Below are 14,711 nucleotides of genomic sequence, written 5' to 3' on the forward strand. Positions count from 1 at the left end.
TCGACGTGCCGCTGCCCCACCTGGACCGCCTCTTCGACTACCTGGTCCCGGCGGACCTCGCCGACGACGCGGTCCCCGGCGCCCGGGTGAAGGTCCGCTTCGCCGGTCAACTCGTCGACGGCTGGGTGCTGGCGCGGGCCGACCGCTCCGACCACCCGAAGCCGCTGTACCTGACCAAGGTGGTCTCGCCGGTGCCGGTGCTGGCCCCCGAGGTGGCCCGGCTGGCCCGTGCCGTCGCCGACCGGTACGCCGGCAGCCTCGCCGACGTGCTGCGCCTCGCCGTGCCACCCCGCCACGCCCGGGTCGAGAAGGAGATCCTCACCCCGCCCGCCGAGCCGTCTCCGCCCGCCGAGCCAGCGACGGCTGCCGAGCCGCCTCCACCTGCCGAGACACCGACCGACGGTGTGGCGGCGACGGCCACCGAAGCCACCCGCGCCGCCGAGGCCTCCCCGGGCACCGGAGCGCCCGACCCGGGCGGATGGCGGGACTACCCGGCCGGACCGGCGCTGCTGCGCGCCCTGGCCGAGGGGCGCTCTCCCCGGGCGGTGTGGTCGGCGTTGCCGGGGGAGGAGTGGGCCGCCCGCTACGCCACCGCCGTCGCCGCCACCGTGGCCTCCGGCCGAGGTGCGCTGGTGGTGGTCGCCGACGGCCGGGACCTGGACCGGCTCGACGCCGCGCTCACCGCCACGCTGGGCGTCGGGCGGCACGTGTGCCTGTCGGCCGCGTTGGGTCCGGCCCGTCGCTACCGGGCCTTCCTGACCGCCCGCCGGTCCGCCGCCCCGGTGGTGATCGGCACCCGCGCGGCCATGTTCGCCCCGGTGGCCCGGCTGGGCCTGGTCGCCGTCTGGGACGACGGCGACGACCTGCACGCCGAGCCTCGTGCGCCGTACCCGCACGCCCGGGAGGTGCTGCTCACCCGGGCCCAGCTCGACGACGCGGCGGCGCTGGTGGGCGGCTTCGCGCGTACCGCCGAGGCGCAACTGCTGGTGGAGACCGGCTGGGCCCGGGAGGTCGTCGCGGACCGGGCGGTGTTGCGGGCGCGTACCCCGGCGGTGGCGCCGACCGGCGACGACCCGCAGTTGGCCCGCGATCCGGGCGCGGCGACCGCGCGGCTGCCGAGCCTGGCCTGGACGGCCGCCCGGGAGGCGTTGCGGGCGGATCTGCCGGTGCTGGTGCAGGTGCCCCGACGGGGCTATCTGCCCTCGGTGGCCTGCCAGGACTGCCGGACCCCGGCCCGCTGCCCGCACTGTGCCGGGCCGCTGGCGTTGGCCTCCGCCGGTCGGCCGCCGGCCTGCCGCTGGTGCGGCCGGGTCGCCGCCGCGTACGCCTGCCCGCACTGCGGGGGACGGCGCCTGCGCGCCTCGGTCACCGGTGCCCGGCGTACCGCCGAGGAGTTGGGTCGGGCCTTCCCGGGAGTGCCGGTACGCACGTCCGGGCGGGAGGAGGTGCTGGCCGACGTGCCCGGCGGCGCCGGGCTGGTGATCGCCACGCCGGGCGCCGAACCGGTGGCCGAGGGCGGCTACGGCGCGGTGCTGCTGCTGGACACCTGGGCCATGCTCACCCGGGCCGACCTGCGGGCGGGGGAGGAGGCGCTGCGGCGCTGGACGGCGGCGGCGGCGCTGGCCCGGCCGGCGGCGGCAGGCGGTCGGGTGGTGGTGGTCGCCGACGGCGGGCTCGCGCCGGTGCAGGCGCTGCTGCGCTGGGACCCGGGCTGGTTCGCCGCCCGGGAGTTGGCCGAGCGGCGGGAGCTGGGGTTCCCACCCGCCGTGCGGATGGCCAGTGTGACCGGGCTGCCGGTGGCGGTGGCCGACCTGCTGGCCCAGGCGCGCCTGCCGGACGGGGCGGAGGTGCTCGGCCCGGTGCCGGCCGACGACGACCGGGAACGGATGCTGGTCCGGGTGCCCCGGGCACGGGCGGCGGCGATGGCCGAGGCGTTGCATACGGCGGCGGGGGTGCGGACCGCGCGCAAGGCCGCCGAGCCGGTACGCCTCCAGGTCGACCCGCTCGCGCTGTTCTGACGCCGCCTGATCACTCTACGTGACTGCCGGTCGCCGCATGTGACGTGCCCTTCGCGGTGGGTGTCGACGCGCCGTCCCCGAGTTGCGCGCGCGGGAGTCCCGTGGTCAAGGTGGTAGCATCGCCCGTCATGCCGGGGCGCACGACGAGTCCAGGTCGTGACGCGGCGTCAGGCACGTCGAGCCGGAGCGGTCGCGGTGGGCGTGGTGACGGCGGGACCGGGTCGGTCCGGCGCGATAACGATGACGATCCAGTACAGCCGGTGATCAGGGGTGGACCAGTCGTGACCGTTCGTCAGTCGATCGTCTTCAACGGTGACCTCGGCAGCGGTAAGAGCACCGTGTCGGTGGTGATCGCCGAGCGGCTCGGCCTGCGCCGGGTCAGCGTCGGTGACCTGTACCGGCAGATGGCCCAGGAGCGTCAGATGACCGCGCTCCAGCTCAACCTGCACGCCGAACTCGACCAGGCGGTCGACGGCTACGTCGACCAACTCCAGCGCGACATCGCCGCCTCCGGCGAGAGCCTGGTGATGGACTCCCGGCTGGCCTGGCACTTTTTCACCGACGCGCTCAAGGTGCACATGATCACCGAGCCGGGTGAGGCGGCCCGCCGGGTGCTGCTGCGGCCCTCCGGCCCGGCCGAGAGCTACACCTCCATGGAGGAGGCAAAGCTCAAGCTGCGGGAACGCAGCGAGAGCGAGCGCAACCGGTTCGTGGTCCGCTACGGCGTGGACAAGGCCCGGCTGCGCAACTACGACCTGGTCTGCGACACCACCCGGGCACCCGCCGACGAGGTGATCGAGCGGATCATCGACGCGTACGAGGGCCGACTCGCCCCGGCGGTGCTGCGCGCCGCGCCGCCGCTGCTGCTGCTGGACCCGGGCCGGGTCTATCCGACCGAGGAGGTCACGGAGCTGCGCGGGCTCTGGGACTCCACGGCCGTCGACGAGGTCGTCGCCGCCGGTGAGACCGCCCTGGAGCCGCTGGAGATCGGCTACACCGGCGAGTACTTCTTCGTGGTCAACGGGCACCGTCGGCTCAGCGCCGCGCTGCGCGGCGGGTTCCGGCTGGTGCCCGGCCGACTGGTCGCCGAGGTCGACGAGCCCGTGGTGGGCGGGATGAGTGCGATCGACTACTTCGCCGCGCAGGTCCGGCCCAGCCTGATCCACGACTGGGAGGCCGCCCACGACATCCGCCTGCCGCTGCCGGAGCACGCGCTGCTCGGCGGGGACGCGGTGCTGGCGGGGGAGTCCGGCACCACGGTCTGAACCACCGCAGTGACGGCGCGGGCATGATGGAGCCTCCCGACCCCGAGGAGGCCGCCATGGACGCCGCCGGCACGCTCGCGCTACTCATGTCGCCCACCGGGCGGGTCGATCCCTATCCGACGTACGAGCGGATGCGCGCCTTCGGGCACGTCGTCCCGGCCGGTCCGGGCCTGTACGTGGTGACCGGGTACGCCGAGGCCGACGAACTGCTCCGGGACTCGCGGTTCCAGGTGCTCGACGGCGACCTGCGCGACCAGGTCCTGCCGCAGTGGCGGGAGAGTCCGGCGCTGTCGTCGATCGCCCGGTCGATGCTGCGGACCAACCCGCCGGACCACAGCCGGATGCGGCGGCTGGCGGCGGGCGCGTTCACCCCACGCCGGATCGCGGGTATGCGCGACGTGGTGGCCGCCCAGGCCGACGAGCTGATCACGGCGATGGCGACGGTCGGCCGGGACGGGGCAGCCGTCGACTTCATGGCCGAGTTCGCCTACCCGCTGCCGGTCGCGGTGATCTGCGAGCTGCTCGGCGTACCGGCCGCCGACCGCCCGCTGTTCCGGCGCTGGGCGGCGGACCTGACCGGGGTGCTGGAACCCGAGATCACCCCGGCCGAACTGGCCGTGGCCGACGCGGGCGCCACCGAACTGCGCGACTACTTCACCGCGCTGGTGGCGGCCCGCCGCCGGCAGCCGGCCGACGACCTGACCACCGCGCTGGTGCAGGCGCACGATGCCGGTGACCGGCTCTCCGGCGAGGAGCTGCTGGCCAACCTGGTGGTGCTGCTCGTGGCGGGCTTCGAGACCACCACCAACCTGCTCGGCAACGGTCTGGCGGTGCTGCTGGCGCACGAGCGGGAGGCCGAGGTGCTGCGCCGCCACCCGGAGCACGCCCCGGCCTACGTCGACGAGCTGCTCCGTTACGACTCGCCGGTGCAGTTGACCACCCGGACGAGCACCGCGACCGTCCGCCTCGGTGGCGTCGAGGTGCCTGCCGGAGGCTGGACGCTGGTGCTGGTCGGCGCGGCCAACCGCGACCCCCGGAGGTATCCGGACCCGGCGCGGTTCGACCCGTGGCGGGCACAGCTCGGCCCGCTCTCCTTCGGGGCCGGCCCGCACTACTGCCTCGGCGCCGGACTGGCCCGGCTGGAGGCGCAGGTGGCCTTCCCCGCCGTGCTGCGGCGGCTGCCCAAGCTGGCCCCCGCCGGCACGCCCCGGCACCGCACCCGGTTGACCCTGCGCGGGTACGACACCCTGCCGGTCACCGTCGCCTGAGCTGGCGCCGTACGCCGATCGTGGTGCGCCGACCGGTGCCTCCGCGGGCACTCCGTAGACTGGTACGGCACTCCCGTCCCACCGTTAAGGAGCCGACCCGCGTGACCGTTCAGCCCATCCGTCTGTTCGGGGACCCGGTGCTGCGCACGCCGGCCGATCCGGTGGTCGACTTCGACGTCGAGCTGCGTACGCTCATCGCCGACCTGACCGACACCATGCGTGAGCGCAACGGCGCCGGCCTCGCCGCCCCGCAGCTCGGGGTGGGCCTGCGGGTGTTCACCTTCGACGTCGACGACGTGCTCGGCCACCTGGTCAACCCGGTGCTGGAGTTCCCCGACGAGGAGGAGCAGGACGGCCCGGAGGGCTGCCTGTCCATCCCCGGTCTGTACTTCGACACCAAGCGGCGGCAGAACGTGATCGCCAAGGGCTTCAACGGGCACGGCGACCCGATGCAGATCGTCGGCACCGGTCTGATGTCGCGGTGCGTGCAGCACGAGACGGACCACCTGGACGGGGTGCTCTTCATCGACCGGCTCGACCAGGCCGGCCGCAAGGAGGCGATGAAGGCGATCCGGCAGGCCGAGTGGTACGACGCCGCCGCCCCGCCCACCGTCAAGCTGAGCCCGCACGGCGGCGGCAGCCCCTTCGGTCTGGGTCGGTGATCCGGTGCGCGTGATCTTCGCCGGTACGCCGGCCGTCGCCGTCCCCGCCCTGGCCGCCGTGGCCGCCTCGCGGCACGAGCTGGTGGCCGTGGTGACCCGCCCGGACGCCCCGGCCGGACGCGGTCGTGGCCTGCAACGCTCACCGGTCGGCGCCTGGGCCGACGAGCACGGCGTCGAGGTGCTGACCCCGGCCCGTCCCCGCGAGCCGGAGTTCCTGGACCGGCTCCGCGAGCTGGCCCCGGACTGCGTGCCGGTGGTCGCCTACGGCGCGCTGGTGCCTCCGGTGGCGCTGGAGATCCCCCGGCACGGCTGGGTGAACCTGCACTTCTCGCTGCTGCCGGCGTGGCGGGGCGCCGCGCCGGTGCAGCACGCCGTGCTGCACGGCGACGAGCTGACCGGCGCCAGCGTCTTCCAGTTGGAGGAGGGGCTGGACACCGGGCCGGTGTACGGCACCCTGACCGACGAGATCCGACCCGTCGACACCTCCGGCGACCTGTTGGAGCGGCTGGCCGACAGCGGCTCCGGGCTGCTGGTGGCGGTGCTGGACGCGCTGGAGGACGGCACCGCCCGGGCCGAGCCGCAGCCCGCCGACGGTGTCTCGCTGGCCCCGAAGCTGACCGTCGAGGACGCCCGGGTGCGCTGGGCCGATCCGGCCTTCGCGGTGGACCGCCGGATCCGCGCCTGCACCCCGGCCCCCGGCCCGTGGACGACCTTCCGGGACGAGCGGGTGAAGCTCGGTCCGGTCACCCCGGCACCCGACGGGCCCGATCTCAAGCCCGGTGAGCTGCTGGTGGAGAAGGCGCGGGTGCTGGCCGGCACGGCCACCGTCCCGGTCCGCCTCGGCGAGGTGCGGGCGGCGGGCAAGCGGGCCATGCCGGCGACCGACTGGGCACGGGGTGTCCGGGTCGCCACCGGGGAGGAGTTGGCGTGAGGGAGACCAGCACCCGTCGGGGGCCCGAGCGCCGAGGGCCCCGCAGCGGGCGCAACGCCGCGGACCGGCCCCGCCACGCCGCGTACGAGGCGGTCGCGGCGGTGCACCGGGACGACGCGTACGCCAACCTGGTGCTGCCGGCGATCCTGCGCGACGAGGGACTGATCGGTCGGGACGCCGCCTTCGCCACCGAGCTGACCTACGGCACGCTGCGGCACGTCGGCACGCTCGACGCGATCCTCACCGCCGCCGCCGGGCGGGACGTGCAGCGGATCGATCCGCCGGTGCGGGACGCGTTGCGGATCGGCGCCTACCAACTCCTGCACACCCGGGTGCCCGCGCACGCGGCGGTCTCGTCCACCGTCGACCTGGTCCGGGTGGTCGGTCCCGGGGCCACCGGCTTCGCCAACGCCGTGCTGCGCGAGGTCGCCGAACGCGACAGCGACGCCTGGGTGGCCCGGTTGGCGCCGCCGCTGGAGACCGACCCGATCGGTCACCTCGCCCTCGCCTACAGTCATCCACAGTGGATCGTCCGGGCGTTCTCCGAGGCGCTCGACGGCGATCTCGGCGAGACCACCCGACTGCTGATCGAGGACAACGAGCGTCCGCCGGTGCACCTGTGCGCGCGGCCCGGACTGGCCGACCCCGTCGACCTCGCCGACGAGGTCGGTGGCGCACCGGGTGCCTTCTCGCCGTACGCGGTCTATCTGGGCGGCGGTGCCCCCGGCGACCTGGCGGCGGTGGCCGACGGCCGGGCGCACGTCCAGGACGAGGGCTCCCAGTTGGTGGCCGACGCGTTGGCCGCCGCGCCGCTGGACGGGCCGGACGGCCGCTGGCTCGACCTGTGCGCCGGTCCCGGCGGCAAGTCGGGGCTGCTCGGCGCGATCGCCGCGCAGCGCAACGCGCGAGTGACCGCGGTGGAGGTGGCCGAGCACCGGGCCCGGCTGGTCGAGAACGCGACCCGAGGGCTGCCGGTGACCGTGCTGAACACCGACGGTCGGCTGGTGGGCAGCGAGCCGAAACTTGCGGAGGAGCACTTCGACCGGGTGCTGGTCGACGCGCCCTGCACCGGCCTGGGCTCGTTGCGCCGCCGTCCCGAGTCGCGCTGGCGACGCCAGCCCTCGGACCTGCCGGCCCTGACCCGGTTGCAGCGCGAGCTGCTCATCGCCGGGCTCCGGGCGGTCCGGCCGGGCGGCCTGGTGGCGTACGTGACCTGCTCGCCGCACGTGGTGGAGACACACGTGACGGTCACCGAGGCGGCCCGCCGCTGCGGGGCGCCGGTGGACTTCGTGGACGCCCGACCGCTGCTGCCGGCCGGCATGCCCGGCCTCGGTGACGGGCCGACCGTGCAGCTCTGGCCGCACCGGCACGGCACCGACGCGATGTTCCTGGCGCTGCTGCGCCGTACCTGAGCGCGCCGGGCCCGCCGGTCAGCCGATCGGCAGGGCTCGGCTGCCGCCGCCCTTGACCGACTTGGTCAGGGTGCGGTCGTTGAGCCACAGGAAGCACTGCACCCCACGCTCGCCGTTGCGCCACTCCGCTTCGGAGGGGTGGTAGTAGACCGTGCCGGCGCGGTACTGCATGTTGCCGTCGTCGGGCACCTTGGCGTACGTGGCGATCAGGCTGAGGCAGCCGCGGTGCGCCCGCGCGGTGTCCTTCTCGAACGCGGCGTAGCTCTTGGCCGGGGACTTCCACACCCCGACGAACTCGGCGTGGTGCCGGGCGCTGCACTTCACGGCGACCATCTCGGTGACCTCGTCGCCCTTGGTCTCGGCCCGGAAGCAGCGGTGCCGCAGCGACGACGACCCGTCCAGCGTGCCCGCCAGGCTGGCGGTGCGGCGGACCGGGGTCGGGGTGTCCAGGGCATCCGTCTCGTGCGCGTCGCAGCGGAACCAGCGCGCCCCGCCGGTCCAGGCGCGGGGCGACGGGAGGACGACGGTCAGCCCGATCCGGGCGGTCCGCCAGTCGCCGCCCAGCACGCCGCGGACGGCCCGGTCGCACTCGCGGTACGCGGTCCGCATCGCGGTGCTGCCCTCCTCGGGCGGCGTCGTCCCACCCGCCTCGGTCAGTCGGCCCACGTGCAGCGTCTCGGCCCGGTGCGGCTGCGCGCAGTCCACCGGCGCGTACCCGCTGAGGTAGCCGACGTCCTGCGGCTGCGGGTGGCAGGTCTGCGCCGCCGGGGTGAAGACCTCCGGCGCGGCCATCACCGGCCAGTCGTCGACCAGGTCACCGTCGACGCCGGCCGGTCTGGTGCTGCACGCGGCCAGCGCCAGCGTCACCGCGCCCAGCGCGACTCCGATCCACCACCGTCGCATCCCCCGTCGACCTCCTGCCGCGCGTGACCGCGGACACGGCACGCCACGGTGCGGGAGCATACGGCACCGTGGTCAGGTGACGGGTAGTCCCTGTGGGCCGACGCCGCGCATCGAACCGGTCAGCTTGCGGTCGTCGCTCCACAGGAAACACCGCACCCCCCGGTCGCCCTCCTCCCACTCGCGTTGCGACGGCGGGTAGAAGATCGAGCCGGCCCGGTACGGCAGGTCGGCGTTGTTCGGCACGTCGGCGAAGGAGGCGATCAGCTCCATGCACCGCTGGTGCGCCTGGGCCGAGGAGGCGACGAACTTCTCCCAGCTCATGTCCTGCTCGACGTAGACACCGACGAACTCGGCGCGGTGCGGTTCGGTGCACAGCACCGGGGCCATGTAGTTGAGGTTGTCGCCGATCAGCTTCGGGTCGAAGCAGCGGTGCACCAGCGGCGAGTCGCCGATCAGGGCGCCGCGCAGGCTGCCGGTGCGGTTGACCGGGCGGGTGTTGTCGATGCTGTCGGTCTCGCTCAGGTCGCAGCGGAACCACCGGGCCCCGCTGTTCCAGGCGGAGACCGAGGGCAGCGCGATGTTCATCGTCAGCCGTGCGGTGTGCCAGTCGCCGCCGAGCACCAGGCGGGCCCGCTGGTCGCACTCGGCCCGCGCGGTCCGCAGCGCCGCCGAGCCCGGCTCCGGTCGCCGTCCCCGCGCCGCCGATCCGGTGAACGCACCGACGTGGACCGCCTCGGCGAGGTGGTTGCGGGCGCAGTCCACCGTCTCGTACGTGCTCGCCTGCACGATCGCGGTGATCCGGGGCAGGCAGGCGTCGGTGGCCGGGACGAACATCGTCGGCGCCCGCAGGGCGGGCCAACCGTTGGTGATGTCGCCGTCCGTGCCACCCGGCCGCACGCAGCCGCTGAGCACCATCGCAGCCGCGCCGGCCAGCGCCAGCGCCGCGAGCCACCGTCGCATCGTCCGCCCTTTCCGGGAACCGTCGCCCGGCTGTCGGATCCCGTGCCCACCGGCCTGCACGTTACCGTCACCGTCCCCGATGGAGTGTTGCCGCGATTCGGACTAATGGCCAGTCGAGTCCCCGCTTCGTCCGGTTCCACTAGTCCGAAGGGGGTCATTCTGCACCAATGGTCACGCCCGAGTCACCGGGCGTCCCCGTTGGTGGCGCGCTGCCGCGACCGCCGGCCGCGTTCGTACACTGGCCCAGTGACCGTACCGCCGCCGATCGTCGCGCCCAGTATCCTCGCCGCCGATTTCGCCCGTCTCGCCGAAGAGGTCCGCGCCGTCGAGGACGCCGCGGACTGGTTGCACGTCGACGTGATGGACAACCACTTCGTGCCGAACCTGACGATCGGGCTGCCCGTGGTGCAGAGCCTGCGGGCCGCCACCCGGCTGCCCTTCGACGTGCACTTGATGATCGAGGACCCGCAGCGGTGGGCCCCCGGCTACGCCGACGCCGGCGCGTACAACGTGACCTTCCACGCCGAGGCGTGCGACGACCCGGCGGCCCTGGCCAAGGACCTGCGCGCCGCCGGTGCCAAAGCCGGGCTGGCGATCGACCGGGACACCCCGATCGAGCCGTATCTCGACCTGCTGCCGAGCTTCGACACGCTGCTGGTGATGACCATCAAGGCCGGCTTCGGGGGACAGCGGTTCCTGCCGCAGTTGCTGGAGAAGGTCCGGCTCGCGCGGCGGCACGTGGACGCCGGCCATCTCGAACTGCGGATCGAGGTGGACGGGGGGATCGCCGCCGACACCATCGAGCAGGCCGCCGCGGCCGGTGCCGACGCCTTCGTCGCGGGCACCGCGGTCTACGGCGCCGACGACCCGGCCGAGGCGGTACGCCGACTGCGCGCCCTCGCGGAGCGCGCGGCGCCCGGGGCCTGAGGTGGAGCCGGCCGGGGAACACAAGGACGTGATCCTGGTCGTCGACGACGACCGGGACATCGCCCGTTTCGTCGAGGTGAACCTGCGCCTGCACGGCTTCGAGGTGGTGCTCGCCGGTGACGGTCAGGAGGCGCTCGAGGTGATCGAGCGGCAGCGGCCCGACCTGGCCGTGGTGGACCTGATGATGCCCCGGGTGGACGGGCTGGAGCTGACCCGCCGGTTGCGCGCCGACCCGATGACCGCCGCCCTGCCGGTGATCATGCTGACCGCCAAGGGGATGACCGTGGACAAGGTCCACGGGCTCAGCGCCGGGGCCGACGACTACCTGGTCAAGCCGTTCGACACCGCCGAGCTGGTGGCCCGGGTCAGTTCCACGCTGCGGCGCAACAAGGAGTTCCGCGAGGTCTCCCCGCTGACCGGGCTGCCCGGCAACAGCCGCATCCGGCGGGAGATCGCCGACCGGATCCGGGTCGGCTCGGACTACGCCGTCGGCTACATCGACATCGACCGGTTCAAGAGCGTCAACGACCGGTACGGCTTCTCCCGGGGCGACGGGTTCATCTCCGCGTTGGCCCGCAGCCTGCACCGGGCGGTGGTCTCGGTCGCGTTGCCCCCGGCCTTCCTCGGGCACGTCGGCGGCGACGACTTCGTCTTCGTCTGCACCCCGGAGCAGGTTCTGCCGCTCACCTCCCGGGTGTCGGCGGACTTCGAGAAGGCCGCCGACGCGCTCTACGACCCGACCGACCGGGAACGCGGCTACGTGGAGCTGAAGGACCGACGCGGCAACGTCCGCCGGGCCGCGCTGGTCACGCTCTCCATCGGGGTCTCCGTCTCGGACCGGGACAAACGCCTCACCGACCCCCTGGAGGCGATGACCATCGCCTCGGAGATGAAGACCGTGGCCAAGAGCCAACCCGGCTCGTACGTGGCGGTGGACCGCCGTCGGGGCGTCGCCGATCCCGGTCACCGACATGTGAAGTAGCTCGCCGGGGTGGCGCAGAACCCGCCCGAGCGTGTAAGACTTCCCTCAGTACCCACCACGCGCTGGCGGGACTCGGTGAGATTCCGAACCGGCGGTGATCCACGGTCCGACCGTGGTAAGCCCGCGACCCGGGAGCGGTTCGTCCGCCCGGTGGACCTGGTGAGAATCCGGGGCCGACGGTTGGGGGCGGCAGGTCCGCACCCAGACAGTCCGGATGGGAGACAGCGCGCGGGACGGCACGGGCGTGTGGTTCGCCGGGTTCCCGGCGTGTCCACCGTCTGCCGGGGGCGGCTGTGCCGTACCCGGACGTGCGCCGCCTGCTCGCGAGTCGATCTTCCTGCCCGCGCGAGCAGAGCGAGAGGGCAGGGCCAGGTGATGGCGAGCGTCTCCGTCGACGAGGCGATGCGTCGTGCGATCGAGCTCGCGGCGCGCGGGCTCGGCACGACCAGTCCGAACCCGGTCGTCGGCTGTGTCCTGCTCGACGCCGACGGCGAGGTGGTCGGCGAGGGCTTCCACGCGTACGCCGGCGGTCCGCACGCCGAGATCGTCGCGTTGGCGCAGGCCGGGCGGCGGGCCAAGGGCGGCACCGCGGTCGTCACCCTGGAACCCTGTGACCACACCGGCCGCACCGGCCCCTGTAGCGCCGCCCTGGTCCAGGCCGGGGTCGCCCGGGTGGTGATCGCGGTACCGGACCCCAACCCGGTCGCCACCGGCGGCGCGGCCACCCTGCGGGCCGCCGGGGTCCGGGTCGACCTGGGGGTACGCGGCACCGAGGCGGAGAACGGCAACATCGCCTGGCTGACCGCCATGCGCCGGGGCCTGCCCTACGTGATCTGGAAGTATGCCGCGACGCTCGACGGCCGCTCCGCGGCGGCCGACGGCACCAGCATGTGGATCACCTCCGAGGCGGCCCGGATGGACGTGCACGCGTTGCGCGCCACCGTCGACGCGGTGGTCGTCGGCGTCGGCACCGTGCTCGCCGACGACCCCCGGCTCACCGTCCGCAACCTGCGCGACGGCACCCTCGCCATCCGACAGCCGCTGCGGGTGGTGGTGGACTCGTCGGGGCGTACCCCGGCCGACGCCACGGTCCGCGACGGCGCGGCCCGGACCTGGATCGCCACCACCGCCGAGGTGGGCGCCGGCCCGGACGGCCGCGTGGACCTGTTCGCGCTGATGGCCGCGCTGCACGGACGCGGGGTACGCGCCGTGCTGCTGGAGGGCGGCCCGCGACTGGCCGGGGCGTTCCTCGCCGCCGGCCTGGTCGACCGGGTCGTCGGCTACCTCGCGCCCCGGCTGCTCGGCGCCGGACCCGCCGCCCTGGTCGACGCCGGGGTGAGCACCATCGCCGAGGCCATCGACCTGGAACTCACCGACGTTACGCAGATCGGTCCCGACCTGCGGATCACCGCGCTGCCCCGAAAGAGGGAGGGCTAGGCATGTTCACCGGCATCGTCGAGGAACTGGGCGAGGTCGTCGGGATCACCCCGACGGCACAGGACTCGGCCACGGTCGCCGTACGCGGCCCACTGGTCACCTCCGACGCCCGACACGGCGACTCGATCGCGGTCAACGGCGTCTGCCTGACCGTGGTGGAGGTCGACGGCGGGGTGTTCACCGCCGACGTGATGGGCGAGACGCTGCGGCGCACGGCGTTGGGCGCGCTGCGCGCCGGTGACCCGGTCAACCTGGAACGCGCCGCCGCACTCAACAGCCGCCTCGGCGGTCACCTGGTGCAGGGGCACGTCGACGGGGTGGGCGAGGTGCTCTCCCGGGAAGCGGCGCCGCGCTGGGAGACGGTCCGGTTCCGGTTGCCCGCCACGCTCTCCAGGTATGTGGTGGAGAAGGGGTCGATCACCGTGGACGGGGTGTCGCTGACCGTGGCCGAGGTCGGTGCCGACTGGTTCTCCGTCGGCCTGATCCCCACCACGCTGTCGCTGACCACGCTCGGCGGCCGGACCGTCGGCGACCCGGTCAACCTGGAGACCGACGTCCTGGCCAAGTACGTCGAGCGCCTGCTCGCCGCCAAGGAGGTGACGGCATGAGCGAGCGTCAGCGAGCGAATCATCGGTGCGGTGTGGCGCTGCCTCATGGCGGCACGGAGCGGAGCGGAGTGACGGCATGACCTTCGACAGTGTGGAGGACGCGCTGGCGGAGATCGCCGCCGGCCGACCGGTCGTCGTGGTCGACGACGCCGACCGGGAGAACGAGGGCGACCTGATCTTCGCCGCCGAACTGGCCACCCCGGAGCTGCTCGCGTTCACCGTGCGGCACACCTCCGGCTTCATCTGCGTACCGCTCACCGAGGACGAGTGCGACCGGCTCGACCTGCCGCCCATGCACCACACCAACCAGGACCGGCGGCAGACCGCGTACACGGTGACCGTGGACGCCCGCGAGGGCGTGAGCACCGGCATCTCCGCCGCCGACCGGGCGCACACCATCCGGCTGCTCGCCGACCCGGCCACCGACCCGACCGACCTGGCCCGACCCGGGCACGTGGTGCCGCTGCGGGCCCGCACCGGCGGGGTGCTGCGTCGGCCGGGGCACACCGAGGCGGCCGTGGACCTGACCCGGCTGGCCGGGCTGCGTCCGGCCGGTGTGCTCTGCGAGCTGGTCAACGACGACGGCACCATGATGCGGCTGCCGGACCTGGAGAAGTTCCGCGCCGAGCACTCGCTGGCCCTGATCACCATCGCCGACCTGATCGCCTACCGGCGGCGTACCGAGAAGCAGGTGGAACTGGTCGCCGACGCGCGGATGCCCACCGAGCACGGGGTGTTCCGGGCGTTGGGCTACCGCAGCGAGTACGACACGGCCGAGCACGTGGCGCTGGTGATCGGCGACATCGGCGACGGGCGCGACGTGCTGGTGCGGGTGCACTCCGAGTGCCTGACCGGCGACGTCTTCGCCTCGGTGCGCTGCGACTGCGGGCCGCAGCTCAACGCCGCGCTGGAGCGGGTCGCCCGGGAGGGCCGGGGCGTGGTCCTCTACGTCCGTGGTCACGAGGGGCGCGGCATCGGCCTGTTGCACAAGCTCCAGGCGTACCAGTTGCAGGACCAGGGCCGGGACACCGTCGACGCGAACCTGGACCTGGGCCTGCCGGCCGACGCCCGGGACTACGGCACCGGCGCGCAGATCCTCTACGACCTCGGGGTCCGCACGATGCGGCTGCTGACCAACAACCCGGCCAAGCGGGCTGGACTGGAGGGCTACGGGCTCACCGTGACCGGCCGCGAGGGCCTGCCGGTGCGCCCGCACCCGGAGAACGTGCGCTACCTGCGCACCAAGCGGGACCGGATGGGGCACCTGCTGGACCTGGACGAGGTGTCGGAGGCCCCGATGGGCCGCCCGGTCGCCGGCAAAGAGATCGGAGCGTAGGC

Annotated in this window: 12 protein-coding genes, 1 pseudogene and 1 riboswitch; of the genes and pseudogenes, 11 read left to right on the top strand and 2 right to left on the bottom strand. The window is 74.1% G+C overall.

The features are described 5' to 3' along the window. The first annotated feature begins 5 nt into the window (after nt 1–5). The 6 genes and pseudogenes from ACQVFL_RS10440 (at nt 6) to ACQVFL_RS10465 (ending at nt 7,556) form a co-directional block, all read left to right on the top strand. Nucleotides 6–2,018, top strand: a complete 2,013-nt coding sequence (locus ACQVFL_RS10440) for a primosomal protein N' (RefSeq protein WP_431729248.1) — start codon at nt 6–8, stop codon at nt 2,016–2,018. A 281-nt stretch (nt 2,019–2,299) separates the two neighbouring features. Beyond that, nucleotides 2,300–3,283: an AAA family ATPase gene (locus ACQVFL_RS10445; RefSeq protein WP_431729249.1), complete on the top strand. Its 984-nt coding sequence runs from the start codon at nt 2,300–2,302 to the stop codon at nt 3,281–3,283. Nucleotides 3,284–3,339: 56 nt separating this feature from the next. Beyond that, nucleotides 3,340–4,609, top strand: a pseudogene (locus ACQVFL_RS10450) (cytochrome P450). Between the two features lie 43 nt (nt 4,610–4,652). After that, the gene (gene def / locus ACQVFL_RS10455; protein WP_396699094.1) at nt 4,653–5,213 is read left to right on the top strand and encodes a peptide deformylase; all 561 of its coding nucleotides are present in this window, start codon (nt 4,653–4,655) and stop codon (nt 5,211–5,213) included. A gap of 4 nt (nt 5,214–5,217) precedes the next feature. Beyond that, nucleotides 5,218–6,144 (top strand): methionyl-tRNA formyltransferase, encoded by a 927-nt coding sequence (fmt, locus tag ACQVFL_RS10460; protein ID WP_396699096.1) that lies wholly within the window; start codon nt 5,218–5,220, stop codon nt 6,142–6,144. Beyond that, nucleotides 6,099–7,556 carry an RsmB/NOP family class I SAM-dependent RNA methyltransferase gene (locus tag ACQVFL_RS10465; protein ID WP_431729810.1) on the top strand — a complete coding sequence of 486 codons (1,458 nt, stop codon included), beginning with the start codon at nt 6,099–6,101 and terminating at the stop codon, nt 7,554–7,556. The genes fmt and ACQVFL_RS10465 overlap by 46 nt, the downstream gene beginning before the upstream one ends. A gap of 18 nt (nt 7,557–7,574) precedes the next feature. Here ACQVFL_RS10465 and ACQVFL_RS10470 read toward each other — a convergent pair whose 3' ends face one another. Continuing rightward, complete coding sequence (locus tag ACQVFL_RS10470; RefSeq protein ID WP_431729250.1) at nt 7,575–8,459, bottom strand: septum formation family protein; 885 nt, start codon at nt 8,457–8,459, stop codon at nt 7,575–7,577. Between the two features lie 72 nt (nt 8,460–8,531). Then, nucleotides 8,532–9,419: a septum formation family protein gene (locus ACQVFL_RS10475; protein ID WP_396699100.1), complete on the bottom strand. Its 888-nt coding sequence runs from the start codon at nt 9,417–9,419 to the stop codon at nt 8,532–8,534. Nucleotides 9,420–9,665: 246 nt separating this feature from the next. Between ACQVFL_RS10475 and rpe the strand changes: the two genes are divergently transcribed. The 5 genes from rpe to ACQVFL_RS10500 all read left to right on the top strand — a co-directional run bounded on the left by rpe (nt 9,666) and on the right by ACQVFL_RS10500 (nt 14,709). Beyond that, nucleotides 9,666–10,346, top strand: a complete 681-nt coding sequence (gene rpe, locus ACQVFL_RS10480) for a ribulose-phosphate 3-epimerase (protein ID WP_431729251.1) — start codon at nt 9,666–9,668, stop codon at nt 10,344–10,346. Nucleotide 10,347: 1 nt separating this feature from the next. Next, nucleotides 10,348–11,328: a GGDEF domain-containing response regulator gene (locus tag ACQVFL_RS10485; RefSeq protein ID WP_396699104.1), complete on the top strand. Its 981-nt coding sequence runs from the start codon at nt 10,348–10,350 to the stop codon at nt 11,326–11,328. Between the two features lie 57 nt (nt 11,329–11,385). Beyond that, nucleotides 11,386–11,558: riboswitch (FMN riboswitch) on the top strand. A 145-nt stretch (nt 11,559–11,703) separates the two neighbouring features. Further along, on the top strand, nt 11,704–12,765 hold the full coding sequence (gene ribD, locus ACQVFL_RS10490; protein WP_396699106.1) for a bifunctional diaminohydroxyphosphoribosylaminopyrimidine deaminase/5-amino-6-(5-phosphoribosylamino)uracil reductase RibD: 1,062 nt from the start codon (nt 11,704–11,706) through the stop codon (nt 12,763–12,765). A 2-nt stretch (nt 12,766–12,767) separates the two neighbouring features. Continuing rightward, nucleotides 12,768–13,373: a riboflavin synthase gene (locus tag ACQVFL_RS10495; protein ID WP_396699108.1), complete on the top strand. Its 606-nt coding sequence runs from the start codon at nt 12,768–12,770 to the stop codon at nt 13,371–13,373. Between the two features lie 76 nt (nt 13,374–13,449). Next, nucleotides 13,450–14,709, top strand: coding sequence for a bifunctional 3,4-dihydroxy-2-butanone-4-phosphate synthase/GTP cyclohydrolase II (locus ACQVFL_RS10500; protein ID WP_396699110.1), 1,260 nt, complete (start codon nt 13,450–13,452; stop codon nt 14,707–14,709). Nucleotides 14,710–14,711: the final 2 nt, after the last annotated feature.

Origin of the sequence: Verrucosispora sp. TAA-831, from assembly GCF_050780145.1 — a bacterium.
In the GTDB taxonomy this organism is placed as follows: domain Bacteria; phylum Actinomycetota; class Actinomycetes; order Mycobacteriales; family Micromonosporaceae; genus Micromonospora.